The following is a 12617-nucleotide window of genomic DNA, read 5'->3' on the forward strand; positions in this document are numbered from 1 at the left end:
GAAATATCTGGAACCGTATTGCGTAACGCACCACAGAAGCGATGTGATTTACACGAGTCGGGGCGAGAAGGTGGCGATAGATATTGCTGCAATAAGCAACATGGTGAACATGCTCAGGGGGCACGAGAAGCTGGAAATGCTCGACGCCGAGGATCATAAGCTCAAGCACTTGCTCGACAAGCTGTCGGAACATGGCTACGGCGGGAAGATAGAGCTACCAGCCGAGGATCCCAACCGACCTGTCCGGTTCGACGACCCGAAAAAAAACCCACAGTAACGTGGGTTTTTTTCCAGCATCAATCGATCAGTTGGCCATCGAAGAACGTGGCTTGACCGGCTGGTTGTCGTTGGAGATGGTCACTTCAACGCGGCGGTTCATGGCGCGGCCCGAAACGCTGCCGTTATCGGCAACCGGGTATTCCTTGCCATAGCCCTGGGTCACGATGCGCGAGATATCCACACCCTGGTTGGCCAGTGCGCGCTGTACGGAAGCGGCGCGGCGCTCGGACAGGCTCTGGTTGTACGAGTCGGAACCGGTGCTGTCGGTGTAGCCTTCGACGATCACTTTACGGTCCGGGTTATCGCGCAGGAACTGCGCCAGCTTGGTGATGTTCACCAGGCCGCTGGACTTGAGGTCCGACTTGTTGGTGGCGAACAGCACGTCACCAAAGGTCACCAGTGTGCCGCGATCAGTCTGCTTGGCGTTCAAGCTGTCTTGCAGTTGCTTGATCTGCGCGTCACGGGCCTGCAGCAGGGCGCGGGCACGTTCGTCACCGGCGTTTTTCAGCTTGGCTTCGGACTCACGCAGGACGATGGTGTCCTTGGCCACTTCAACGCGCTGGTTGGTCAGGTAGGCCAACTGGTCGACCTTCTTCTGGTCTTCCTTGTCGCGGTAGGCCTTGTCAGCCTTGTCCAGCCAGTCGCTGGCGTCTTTGGTTTCCAGCGCCGCTACCTTGGTAGCTTGCGGGTTGGCTTGCAGGGCCGAGAAGTTGGTCCGAGCATTTTCCAGGTTCTGGTTCGGCGGGGTGGAGCAAGCCGCCAAAGCAACGCTCATCGCCAGCAGGGCAGGGATCATCAATTGTTTACGCATAGTCGTGTCGTCCTTTCAATTCGGTTTCGGGTGCAATGCAATCAGGGGCGGCGGCTTATTGTTGCGGCTGGATCACAGCCGGGCGCATGCCTTCCTGACGCAGCTCCTGAACAGCTTTCTGGGAATCCTTCACAGCCTGTTCGGCCTTGGCAGCCTGGGCTTTACGCTCTGCTACGCGAGCGTCCCACTCGGACTGTTCGGCCAGGCGACGGGCTTCGTCGTAGTTCTTGTCGTGCATGGCGATTTCAGCTTGCTTCAGTTTGTCCTGGGCAGACTTCATCTCCACGGCTGCGAACTCGGTACCGCCGGCGCTGACAGCGCTGTTCACCGCAGATTGGGTCACAGCGTATTGCTCGGTCGGCGGGTTGCCGGCGCAGCCAGCCAGTACGAAGCTGGTGCCGATTGCCAGCGCGGCCAATTTAAGCCCGCGCAGGTGGTTAAACGAGGTTTTGGCAGTGCTGGTCTTCATCGTCTTCAACTCCATTAGGTAACTCCTGAAAAACATCAAATCCATCTCCGGCTTGCAGTGTCTGCGGGGCCCGGCGGTTAGCTCAGGACGCCTATTCAAACGGCTGTTCCAAGTGATGGCTTACTGGCTGTGACCGGAGGCTTTTTTGAATAGTTCAGCGAAGATGGCGATTTGCCTAAAAAAATATTTGACTGAACGGTCAGCGTTTAAAAGTTGGAACTTTTGCATGGCGCAGCGGTATCCAGGGCCTTTGGGAGGCCCTGAATACGGGAGGTTAAGGGTTTTGAGGCGCAGGTTTACTAGTGTTTCTGCTTGTCGGACTGAGCTGACAAATCGTGTAGGTAACGCCGTGACAGGCTGAGAAAACGTGGGGTTGGGCCGACATCCTCATACAGCGGATCGCCTTCCTCATCGGTGGCAATCACCTGCTTGCCCTTGATATAGGGAAAGCTCGCTTCCAGCTCTTCGAGGGCTGCGCCAATCAACTCGCCGAGCAGTTCTTCGGTATGGCGTTTGGGGTACATCTCGGAGATCGCCGCCAGCCTGGCGGCGGCTTCCACGTCCAGATGGATGGCGTATTCGGTTTTGGTCAGGCGACCCTTGGCGTTTTCTTCCCAATGCTGGGCCAGTTCTCGGATTTTCATGGCAACCTCAATGGAGCCCACGGTACGCGGGCGATGATGAGTGACCAGCCGGCCAGCGCGGATAACGCTGCGGCTTACTGTTGAGACTAGCTGCAACTCACAAGGTTTAAAGTTCCTTGTAAGACGTCGCCGTGGGCGGCACTCTTGAAGATCAAAGCGTCCCGGATTTTCTGCTGGAGATTGGCTGATGAGCGATATCGATGCACGTTTGCGTGAGGATGTTCACCTGCTGGGTGAACTGTTGGGCAACACGATTCGAGAACAGTACGGCGATGAATTCCTCGACAAGATCGAGCAGATCCGTAAAGGCGCCAAGGCCGACCGCCGTGGCGCAGCCTCGGAGCAGGTGGCCGGCGAAGAGCTGAGCGCCAGCCTCAATCAACTCAAGGAAGACGAACTGCTGCCGGTGGCGCGGGCCTTCAACCAGTTTCTCAACCTGGCCAATATCGCCGAACAGTATCAGTTGATCCACCGCCGTGATGAATCAACCCCGGCGCCGTTCGAGTCGCGGGTGCTGCCGGAACTGCTGGCGCGCCTGCAGAGTGAAGGCCACAGCAGCGAATCCCTGGCGCGCCAGTTGGGTCGGTTGGAAATCGAACTGGTGCTCACCGCTCACCCCACCGAAGTCGCCCGCCGCACCCTGATCCAGAAATACGACGCCATCGCCGCACAACTGGCCCTGCAGGATCACCGCGACCTCACCACCGCCGAGCGCGAGCAGATCCGCAATCGCCTGCAACGCCTGATCGCTGAAGCCTGGCACACCGAAGAAATTCGCCGCACCCGGCCCACGCCGGTAGACGAAGCCAAGTGGGGCTTTGCGGTGATCGAGCATTCGTTGTGGCACGCCATCCCGAATTATTTGCGCAAGGCCGATCACGCCTTGCACGCGGCTACCGGCCTGCGCCTGCCTCTGGAGGCCGCGCCGATTCGCTTCGCTTCCTGGATGGGCGGCGACCGCGACGGCAACCCCAACGTCACCGCCCCGGTCACCCGCGAAGTGCTGTTGCTGGCGCGCTGGATGGCGGCTGACCTGTACTTGCGCGACATCGACCACCTCGCCTCCGAACTGTCGATGCAACAGGCCAGCCCGGCATTGCAGGCCAAGGTGGGTGACAGCGTCGAACCTTACCGGGCGTTGCTCAAGCAATTGCGTGAGCGGCTGCGCGCCACACGCCAATGGGCCCACACCTCGTTGACCAGCACCACGCCGGCGCCCGCCGATGTGCTGCAAAATAACCGCGACCTGCTCGAGCCTTTGCAACTGTGCTACGAGTCGCTGCATAGCTGCGGCATGGGCGTGATTGCCGACGGCCCGCTGCTGGATTGCTTGCGTCGGGCGGTCACGTTCGGGCTGTTCCTGGTGCGCCTCGACGTACGCCAGGACTCCACCCGCCACTGCGCGGCCATGACCGAAATCACCGACTACCTGGGCCTTGGCCGGTACGAGGATTGGGACGAAGAGGCGCGCATCAGCTTCCTGATGAAGGAACTGGCCAACCGTCGACCCCTGTTGCCAGGCTACTTCAAGCCTTCGGCAGACACCGCCGAAGTGCTGAACACCTGTAAGGAAATCGCTGCCGCACCGGCTGCGTCCCTGGGTTCCTACGTCATCTCCATGGCCGGCGCCGCGTCGGACGTGTTGGCCGTGCAACTGCTGCTCAAGGAGTCTGGCGTACAACGGCCGATGCGTGTGGTGCCGTTGTTCGAGACCCTGGCTGACCTGGACAACGCAGGCCCGGTGATCGAGAAACTGCTGCTGTTGCCGGGCTACCGCGCCCGCCTGCAGGGCCCGCAGGAAGTGATGATCGGCTACTCGGATTCGGCCAAGGACGCCGGCACTACCGCCGCCGCCTGGGCGCAATACCGGGCCCAGGAACGGCTGGTGGAAATCTGCCGCGAACAACAAGTCGAACTGCTGCTGTTCCACGGTCGTGGCGGCACCGTAGGCCGCGGCGGCGGCCCGGCTCACGCGGCGATTCTGTCGCAGCCTCCTGGGTCGGTGGCGGGGCGTTTCCGTACCACTGAGCAGGGCGAGATGATCCGCTTCAAGTTCGGCCTGCCGGACATCGCCGAGCAGAACCTCAACCTGTACCTGGCGGCGGTGCTGGAGGCAACCTTGCTGCCACCGCCACCACCGGAGCCGGCCTGGCGCCACTTGATGGACGAATTGGCCGCCGACGGTGTCAGTGCTTACCGCGCCGTGGTGCGGGAAAATCCGCAGTTCGTCGAGTATTTCCGCCAGTCGACCCCGGAGCAGGAACTGGGTCGCTTGCCCCTGGGCAGTCGTCCGGCCAAGCGCCGGGCTGGTGGCATTGAAAGCCTGCGGGCGATCCCGTGGATCTTCGGCTGGACCCAGACACGCCTGATGCTGCCCGCCTGGCTCGGCTGGGAAGCGGCGTTGAACAATGCCCTGGAGCGTGGCGAAGGCGAGTTGCTGGGGCAGATGCGCGAGCAGTGGCCGTTCTTTCGTACCCGCATCGATATGCTGGAAATGGTGCTGGCCAAGGCCGACGCCGACATCGCCCGGCTGTATGACGAGCGATTGGTGCAGCCCGATCTGCTGCCATTGGGTGCGCACTTACGCGACCTATTGTCGCAGGCGTGCAGTGTGGTGCTTGGCCTGACTGGCCAGTCTCAGCTGCTGGCCCACAGCCCCGATACGCTTGAGTTCATCCGCCTGCGCAACACCTACCTGGACCCGTTGCACCTGCTGCAGGCCGAATTGCTGGCCCGATCGCGGCAACAGGAAGCGGCACAAGACAGCCCTCTGGAACAGGCGCTGCTGGTGTCTGTGGCCGGTATTGCCGCTGGTTTGCGCAACACCGGCTGACATTTATGGCGTGTTCTCAATAGCTTGCAGATACCCCGCGCCGGTCGCCGTAAAATTGGCGACCGGCGTTTTGCTGTCAGGGTTGTACCTGCCTATAAAGCCAGCGCGGCGCGGGTTTCTCCTACTTTCGGCGGCTTGTGTGGTTTGGGCCTGCTGTGTATCTTGATCAGCCTTTGGCCGTTTGTGCGGCCTGGACCCAAAATTTCCGAGATTGGCCCCACGCGGCGAATCCGAGCGTCATCTCTATAAAAAATTGAGGAGCACATCGATGCGCGTCATTCTGCTGGGAGCTCCCGGGGCCGGTAAAGGTACTCAGGCAAAGTTCATCACTGAAAAATTCGGCATTCCACAAATCTCCACCGGCGACATGCTGCGTGCGGCCGTCAAGGCCGGCACCGAGCTGGGCCTGATCGCCAAGAGCGTGATGGACAGCGGCGGCCTGGTCTCCGATGACCTGATCATCAACCTGGTCAAGGAACGCATCAGCCAGGAAGACTGCAAGAACGGTTTCCTGTTCGACGGCTTCCCGCGCACCATTCCCCAGGCTGAAGCCCTGGTGAAGGCCGGCGTCGAGCTGGACAACGTGGTGGAAATCGCCGTTGAAGACGAAGAGATCGTGCAGCGTATTGCCGGTCGTCGTGTTCACGAGGCCTCGGGCCGCGTCTACCACATCGTCTACAACCCGCCGAAAGTCGCGGGCAAGGACGATGTTACCGGCGAAGACCTGGTACAGCGTAAGGACGACACCGAAGAGACCGTGCGTCATCGCCTGTCGGTCTACCATTCCCAGACCAAGCCGCTGGTGGACTTCTACCAGAAACTCTCGGCCGCCCAGGGCAAGCCGAAGTACAGCCACATCGAAGGTGTGGGTTCGGTTGAAGCCATCACTGGCAAAGTACTGGAAGCGCTGATCTGATCGTTCATCCGCTTGATTGACAACGGCCCGCTTGCGGGCCGTTGTTGTTTATACTGACGCACTTTTTTTCAACGTGGATGCATACACCGATGAGCACCTTGCTGGCCCTGGACACCGCGACTGAAGCTTGCTCCGTTGCCCTGCTGCACGATGGCAAGGTTACGAGCCACTACGAGGTGATCCCGCGCCTGCACGCGCAGAAGCTGTTGCCGATGATCAAGCAATTGCTGCTGGACGCGGGCACCACCTTGTCGGCGGTGGACGCCATCGCATTCGGGCGTGGCCCGGGCGCGTTCACCGGCGTGCGCATCGCTATCGGTGTGGTCCAGGGGTTGGCGTTTGCGCTGGAGCGTCCGGTATTGCCGGTGTCCAACCTGGCGGTGCTGGCGCAGCGCGCGTTTCGCGAGCACGGTGCAAGCCAGGTTGCAGCAGCCATCGATGCGCGCATGGACGAAGTGTATTGGGGCTGCTACCGCGAAACCGCTGGCGAGATGCGCCTGATCGGCGCTGAGGCCGTGCTGCCACCTGAAGCGGCGGCGTTGCCGGGCGATGCCAGCGGCGACTGGTTCGGTGCCGGCACCGGCTGGGGCTACGGCGAGCGCATTGGCGTGACGCTTGCCGACCAGGATGCGGGGATGCTGCCCCACGCCGAAGACCTGCTGGCCCTGGCACGCTTTGCCTGGGAGCGAGGCGAGGCGATTCCGGCGGACCAGGCGGCGCCCGTGTACCTGCGGGATAAAGTGGCGCAGACCAAGGCTGAACGCGGGATTATTTGACGTCAAAAGTGCGGGCAATTTCAGACAAAAATAGCCAATCGTCAGAATTTGCCCGCGCTTTTAAACCTTTTACCAATTATGTGTTCTAGTTATCACCAGAGCATTTGCGCGCCATGGAAAGCGCCACTAAAATGCCATCACCGATACCGAGTTCGCATGTATGCGCATAGACGGCTTTTCATCACAGTCCTACCCCCTCAAGCGCAAGCCTCGCAAGGCGAACGTGACGGTAGACGACTCCGTCGAAGACTCGCCCGATTTTGTTGAAATCCAGTCCGACAACACTGCTGTTTCAACCCGTTCCCAGGGTTCCGGCGGTGCACGCACCAGCGGCGTTCCTGCCCGCCAGCAAGACATGATCTTCCCGCGCTCCATGAGCAAAAACGTCGCCAATGCCCTGGCCAGCTACCTGACCACTGCCGGCTTTGTCGAATGGGATATGGAAGTGCTGGGCCTCGATATCCATATCTGATGCTGTTGCCTTACTACCTCGGTTGTCCGTCCTGGAGTGAAAACGCCTGGCGCGAATACCTGTATCCCGCCGACGCCCGCTCCAGCGATTACCTTGCCCTGTATTCCCAGGTCTTCAACGCCGTCGAGGGCAACACCACGTTCTACGCCCGTCCTTCCGTCGCTACCGTGCAGCGCTGGGCTGAAATCATGCCCGAGCATTTTCGCTTCACGGCCAAGTTTCCGGGGGATATCAGCCACAGCGGCAATCTGATCGAGCAGTTGCCGGCGGCGGAAAGTTTCCTGGGGTTGATGAGCCCGTTGGGCGAACGTATTTCGCCGTTGTGGCTGCAGCTGCCGGCCAGTTTTACCCCGCAGCGCCTGGGTGAGTTGGCCGGGTTTATCGACGGGCTGGAGCGACCGTTGGCGGTGGAGGTGCGTCACTCGGAATTTTTCGCCAAGGGCGATGCCGAGCGCAGTCTCAACCGCTTGCTGCGCGACCGCGGAGTCGAGCGCATCTGCCTGGACCCGCGTGCGTTGTTCAGTTGCACCTCCACCTCGGCAGCCGTGCTGCACGCCCAATCGAAAAAGCCCAAGGTGCCGCCTCGCCCGGCGGCGCTGACGCAGTTTCCGCAAGTGCGCTTTATTGGCCATCCGGAGTTGGAAGCCAATGATCCGTTCCTGATGCCCTGGATTGAAAAGGTCGCCGGCTGGATCGAAGAGGGGCGTACGCCCTACGTGTTTCTTCACACTTCCGACAATCGCCTGGCCGCCCAACTGGCCTTGCGCTTTCATGAGAAATTGATGCTGCGCTTGCCCGGCTTGCCGGCATTGCCCACCCTGCATCGAGAACCCGAAGCGGAGCAACTGGGGTTACTCTAAGGCTCCTTTCCCGACAGGAGTCAGTCATGGATGCCCAAACCCTTCGCGCCGAAACCTTCAAGGCCCTGCATGAGCGTGACCGCGCGTTCGTGATGCCCAATCCATGGGATGCCGGCTCCGCAAAAATGCTCGCCAGCCTGGGGTTTGAAGCCCTGGCCACCACCAGCGCCGGCTTTGCCTTCAGCCTCGGCCGCCCGGATGCCGAAGGTGCGTTGTCCCTGGAAGACACCTTGGGCAATGCCGGGGCGATCGTCCAGGCGACCTCGCTGCCCGTCGCCGCCGACCTGGAAAACTGCTTCAGTGACACCCCTGAAGGCTGCGCCGAGACTATCCTGCGGGCGGCAGCGACTGGGATTGTCGGTGGCTCCATCGAAGACGCCACCGGAATTGCCGTCGACCCGATCTATCCCTTTGATCTTTCCGTGGAGCGCGTCGAAGCCGCAGTCGCCGCTGCCCGCAGTTTGCCATTCCCCTTCACCCTGACCGCCCGCGCGGAAAACCTCCTGCATGGCCGGCTGGATTTGCCCGACACCATTCGCCGCCTGCAGGCCTACGCCGAAGCTGGCGCCGACGTGCTCTATGCACCGGCCCTGCGCAGTGCCGAGGAAGTATTGGCGGTGGTGAAGGCGGTTGCACCCAAGCCCGTGAATATCTTGATGTCAGGCGCCCTGAAACTCAGCGTGGCGCAGTTGAGCGAGATGGGCGTCAAGCGCATCAGCGTCGGCTCGGCCATGGCCCTGGCGGCTTATGGCGAGTTCTTCAGGGCGGCCCAGGAGGTTCATGAGTTGGGCACGTTTACCTTCACTGAGCGCTCGATGCCGTTCAGCCAGGCCAATCAACTGTTCAAGGGCTGAGGCGTGCGTTTCTTCAAGGTGCTGGGCGTGCTGCTGGTGTTGGCAGGTGGTGTGTTGGTTGGCGTGTGGCGGGGCTGGGTGCCGCTGCCCGATGAGTGGAACCCGTGGGCGCCGCTGGACGTGCGGGCAAGCCCGAACCTGCTGACCCGATTCAAGCTTGGGCGTTTGCAGGATGATCCCGCCCTATGTGACCAAGTGCTGAAGACCTCCGGGCTGCGAGTCGCCCATCAGGCGGACAGCCCTGCCGACGCGGCTTGCCCGCTGCGCAATACATTGCGGGTCCAAGGCGCTGATGTCGGCTTGAGCAGCAGCTTTCTCGCCAGTTGCCCGCTGGCCGTGGCGTTCGCCCTGTTCGAGCGCCATAGCCTGCAACCAGCGGCCCAGGCGGTGTTTGGCCAGGCAGTGACGCGGGTCGATCACCTGGGCAGCTTTGCCTGTCGCAATATCTACAACCGCGCCAACGGACGACTCAGCCAGCATGCGTCGGCCAATGCGTTGGATATCGCCGGGTTTCGCCTGGCGGACGGGCGCACCATCAGTGTGCTCAAGGATTGGCCGGGTGACGGCGAGCGTGCGCGCTTCCTGCGGCAAGTACGCGACGGCGCCTGCAAGGATTTCAATGTGGTGTTGAGCCCGGATTACAACGCCGCCCACCGTAATCACTTTCATCTGGACATGGGTCGGTGGTGGGTATGTCGCTGAGGGTCAGGCGGCCAGGCGCAGGTTGTGCAGGATCAGCGGACGCGCCCAGCGGCTGTCGAAATCCAGGGCTTTCTGTTGCTCAACCAGCTCTTCTGCCGGGAACGGTGGCGGTGGTGGTGGCAGCAGGTCCAGTTCGAATTCGGCGATCGGCAAATGCAGCGGGCGTGGTTGCGGCGCCGGACCCGGTTCGGGCAGCGGTTGGCCGGCGGCCAGGACGATCGGGCGCACCCAGGCGCTTTCGAAGTTTTGCTGCTTTTGCTGGGCGACCACTTCTTCCGCCGGGTACGGTGGCGGGGCCGGTGGCAGCAGTTCCAGTTCGAATTCGGCGATAGGCAGGAACAGCGGCTCGGGCGGGGCGATCTCGGTGTCTGTCACATCACAGGCGCGCTGGGTGACGATCTGCGACAGCAGGTCACTGCCTTCGCTGGGTTCTACCGCCGGGTCCACAGGTTTCGCCACCGACTTGGCGAGCGCGCCCGGCGTGTCGCCGAGCTGTTCGGCCAACGCCTGGGCGAAGAAGTCCTGCCACACATGACTGACGCCGGCCAGCGCTTGGGTATTGCGCAGGCCGAAGTGGTTGTGGGTCGGCAGTACACCGGTGAATAGCGAAGGAATGTCTGACATTTCTCTCGATCGTCGCTCAGCTCTGGCAAAATGCCGGATCCTTTTTTTATCGGCCGCTTTTTGCCGATCCTTAATATTTTTGAGCGTAGTCACCGATGAGCGAACAACCAGCGGCCAGCCGCATTCGGGTCGAGGCCTTGGCCGAAGGTTTTCAGGCGCGTGCGCAGCACTGGGCCGAGCAGCTGGGGTTGCCTTTGCAACTGGATGAGGCGGACTTTGCCTTGCAGGTGGGGGAGCAGGGGCTGCAGTTGCAACAGCTGGGGCCTGAGGCGCCGGGGCCGGTGCGGGTGGATTTTGTGGAGGGTGGGGCGGCGCACCGGCGTCTGTATGGCGGCGGCAGCGGGCAAATGATTGCCAAGGCGGTGGGTGTGGCGCAGGGCGTGCGGCCCAGGGTGCTGGATGCTACCGCGGGGTTGGGAAAGGATGCATTTGTGTTGGCCAGCCTGGGTTGCGAGATGAGCCTGATTGAACGCCAGCCGTTGATTGGGGCGTTGCTGGAAGATGGATTGGCGCGAGGTGCAGAGGATTTTGAGGTGGCGCCGATTGTGGCGCGGATGAGGTTGCTCAAGGGCAACTCCATTGAGGTGATGCGCGATTGGGAGGGGGAGCCGCCTCAGGTGATTTATCTGGATCCGATGTTTCCGCATCGGGAGAAGACGGCGTTGGTGAAGAAGGAGATGAGGTTGTTTCGGCCGCTGGTGGGGGATGATCCGGATGCGCCGGCGTTGTTGGCGGCGGCGTTGGCTTTGGCCAGTCATCGTGTGGTGGTCAAGCGGCCGCGTAAGGCGCCTTGTATTGAGGGGGTGAAGCCGAGTCATGCGTTGGATGGGAAGTCCAGTCGGTATGACATTTATCCTAAGAAGGCGCTGAAATCCTGAGGGTTGAGTACATATCCGTTATTTAGGTAACGGCCGCTTATGGTTCCGCTCTTACAGCGGGTCACTTTTGGCAAACGCCCGGAATGCCGGCCCAGCCAAAAGTAACCAAAAGGTCTTTGCCCCACCACTCGGTGCCTCGCTTAGGCTCGGCATGCCCGCACTCCGGCACGGTTCCGCGGGCCGCCGCGACGGGCCATCCATGGCCCGGCGCGGCTAAATCGGCATCCCTGCCGATTTACCCGCTCCACCGTGCCTACTTGCGGCCATCGTGGTTGACGGGGCCCGCAGATCAAAAGCAGAGCACAGCGGCCTCCCGGCCGGCTTGAGTGTTAAAAGCAAAATCAAAAGCTAAAGCGGGCACGGTCCAAATGTGGGAGCGGGCTTGCTCGCGAAGGTCGTTAACGATGACGTGGGTATCCTGATTCAACGCGGCGTCCTCTGGTTTTTCGCGAGCAAGCCCGCTCCCACAGAAAAGCAGAGCTGTTTTCGCTCTGGTATTTGCTTTTGCTTTTAACACTCAAGCCGGCCGGTAGGCCGCTGTGCTGTTGATCTGCTTTTGATTTTGATCTTAGGCGCCCCGTTAAACCACGCTGGCCGAACGCAGGCTTTGGAGCGTGGGTAACCCGGCAGGACGCCGGGTTAGCCGTCCTGGGCCAAGGATGGCCCATGACGGCGGCCCACGGTCCAAAGCCGGAGTGAGGGCACACCGAGCCTAAGCGAGGTGCCGAGTGGTGGGGCAAGAGCGTTTTGCTTACTTTTGCGCTGTTCAAAAGTGAGCCGCTGTAAGAGCGGAACCATAAGCGGCCCTGACCCAAAAAACGGATATGTACCCAGTTCAAAAAGCCCGATAAGCCCGCATGAACAACCCAACCACTTCCTGCACATGCTCCTCGGCCGCCTCAGCGCTCAGTTGCCCCCCACACCCATACAACAAACAAAAATTCGCCGTCCCCTTGAGCAAGCAAAAAAAATGCTCCGCCGCGGTGAACGGCTTGGCAATACGCAATGCGCCACTCTGGTCGATCTTACCGAGCAGCCGCTCCATCCCCTGCAACATACGCATCGGCCCGGCCTCGAAAAAGATCTGCGACAACTTCGGATCCTGACTCCCGGAAGTCATCATCAACCGATGCAGGTTCACCGACTCCTCGCTATTGATCAGCACATGAAACCCGCGGGCGATATTGAGCAGCACCTTCTCCACCGGCACACCCTCGGGCAGCTCGAAATACATCACCGGTAACTGCTCTTCGCACTTGGCAACCACCGCCGCCGAGAACAGCGTCTCCTTGTCGGTGAAATGGCTGTACACCGTCAGCTTCGACACCCCGGCCTCCACTGCCACGGCATCCATGCTGGTACTGGCATACCCATTACTCAAAAACAGGATCTTCGCCGCATCAAGAATCGCCTGGCGTTTTGCCATGTCCTTGGGACGCCCGGGGCTATTGGTGTTCACAGGATTGTCGGACATTTTCACTTTATTACTGGACTGGTGA

General features: G+C 61.0%; 14 protein-coding genes. 9 read left to right on the forward strand and 5 right to left on the reverse strand.

From position 1 onward, the window contains the following. Nucleotides 1-43: 43 nt before the first annotated feature. The gene (locus tag C0058_RS06040) at nucleotides 44-277 is read left to right on the forward strand and encodes a hypothetical protein (protein WP_008431103.1); all 234 of its coding nucleotides are present in this window, start codon (nucleotides 44-46) and stop codon (nucleotides 275-277) included. Between the two features lie 27 nt (nucleotides 278-304). On the opposite strand, the gene C0058_RS06045 is transcribed toward C0058_RS06040, so the two are convergent. The 3 genes from C0058_RS06045 to C0058_RS06055 all read right to left on the reverse strand — a co-directional run bounded on the left by C0058_RS06045 (nucleotide 305) and on the right by C0058_RS06055 (nucleotide 2203). Beyond that, nucleotides 305-1090, reverse strand: a complete 786-nt coding sequence (locus C0058_RS06045; RefSeq protein ID WP_003219227.1) for an OmpA family protein — start codon at nucleotides 1088-1090, stop codon at nucleotides 305-307. Between the two features lie 55 nt (nucleotides 1091-1145). Continuing rightward, nucleotides 1146-1574, reverse strand: a complete 429-nt coding sequence (locus tag C0058_RS06050; RefSeq protein ID WP_003219226.1) for a DUF4398 domain-containing protein — start codon at nucleotides 1572-1574, stop codon at nucleotides 1146-1148. 284 nt (nucleotides 1575-1858) lie between these two features. Then, nucleotides 1859-2203 (reverse strand): hypothetical protein, encoded by a 345-nt coding sequence (locus tag C0058_RS06055; RefSeq protein ID WP_003219222.1) that lies wholly within the window; start codon nucleotides 2201-2203, stop codon nucleotides 1859-1861. 187 nt (nucleotides 2204-2390) lie between these two features. Between C0058_RS06055 and ppc the strand changes: the two genes are divergently transcribed. The 7 genes from ppc (at nucleotide 2391) to C0058_RS06095 (ending at nucleotide 9616) form a co-directional block, all read left to right on the forward strand. Next, entirely contained in the window at nucleotides 2391-5036 is a 2646-nt protein-coding gene (ppc, locus tag C0058_RS06060; protein WP_102368213.1) for a phosphoenolpyruvate carboxylase, read from the forward strand. A 268-nt stretch (nucleotides 5037-5304) separates the two neighbouring features. After that, nucleotides 5305-5952, forward strand: a complete 648-nt coding sequence (gene adk, locus C0058_RS06070; protein ID WP_102368215.1) for an adenylate kinase — start codon at nucleotides 5305-5307, stop codon at nucleotides 5950-5952. Between the two features lie 89 nt (nucleotides 5953-6041). Next, complete coding sequence (gene tsaB, locus C0058_RS06075) at nucleotides 6042-6728, forward strand: tRNA (adenosine(37)-N6)-threonylcarbamoyltransferase complex dimerization subunit type 1 TsaB (protein ID WP_102368216.1); 687 nt, start codon at nucleotides 6042-6044, stop codon at nucleotides 6726-6728. Nucleotides 6729-6888: 160 nt separating this feature from the next. Beyond that, entirely contained in the window at nucleotides 6889-7200 is a 312-nt protein-coding gene (locus C0058_RS06080; RefSeq protein ID WP_003219213.1) for a hypothetical protein, read from the forward strand. Then, a complete protein-coding gene (locus tag C0058_RS06085; RefSeq protein ID WP_102368217.1) occupies nucleotides 7200-8060 on the forward strand; it encodes a DUF72 domain-containing protein in 861 nt (286 codons plus the stop codon). Before C0058_RS06080 ends, C0058_RS06085 begins: the two co-directional genes overlap by 1 nt. A gap of 26 nt (nucleotides 8061-8086) precedes the next feature. After that, nucleotides 8087-8914: an oxaloacetate decarboxylase gene (locus tag C0058_RS06090; protein ID WP_102368218.1), complete on the forward strand. Its 828-nt coding sequence runs from the start codon at nucleotides 8087-8089 to the stop codon at nucleotides 8912-8914. 3 nt (nucleotides 8915-8917) lie between these two features. Beyond that, nucleotides 8918-9616: an extensin family protein gene (locus tag C0058_RS06095; protein WP_087695213.1), complete on the forward strand. Its 699-nt coding sequence runs from the start codon at nucleotides 8918-8920 to the stop codon at nucleotides 9614-9616. A gap of 3 nt (nucleotides 9617-9619) precedes the next feature. On the opposite strand, the gene C0058_RS06100 is transcribed toward C0058_RS06095, so the two are convergent. Continuing rightward, nucleotides 9620-10240: an energy transducer TonB gene (locus C0058_RS06100; protein WP_102368219.1), complete on the reverse strand. Its 621-nt coding sequence runs from the start codon at nucleotides 10238-10240 to the stop codon at nucleotides 9620-9622. A 95-nt stretch (nucleotides 10241-10335) separates the two neighbouring features. Here C0058_RS06100 and C0058_RS06105 point away from each other — a divergent pair, with 95 nt between their 5' ends. Beyond that, entirely contained in the window at nucleotides 10336-11118 is a 783-nt protein-coding gene (locus C0058_RS06105; RefSeq protein WP_003219204.1) for a class I SAM-dependent methyltransferase, read from the forward strand. An 835-nt stretch (nucleotides 11119-11953) separates the two neighbouring features. On the opposite strand, the gene C0058_RS06120 is transcribed toward C0058_RS06105, so the two are convergent. Further along, the gene (locus C0058_RS06120) at nucleotides 11954-12592 is read right to left on the reverse strand and encodes a TetR/AcrR family transcriptional regulator (protein WP_008430503.1); all 639 of its coding nucleotides are present in this window, start codon (nucleotides 12590-12592) and stop codon (nucleotides 11954-11956) included. Nucleotides 12593-12617 lie beyond the last annotated feature (25 nt).

Source organism: Pseudomonas sp. NC02 (assembly GCF_002874965.1).
GTDB lineage: Bacteria > Pseudomonadota > Gammaproteobacteria > Pseudomonadales > Pseudomonadaceae > Aquipseudomonas.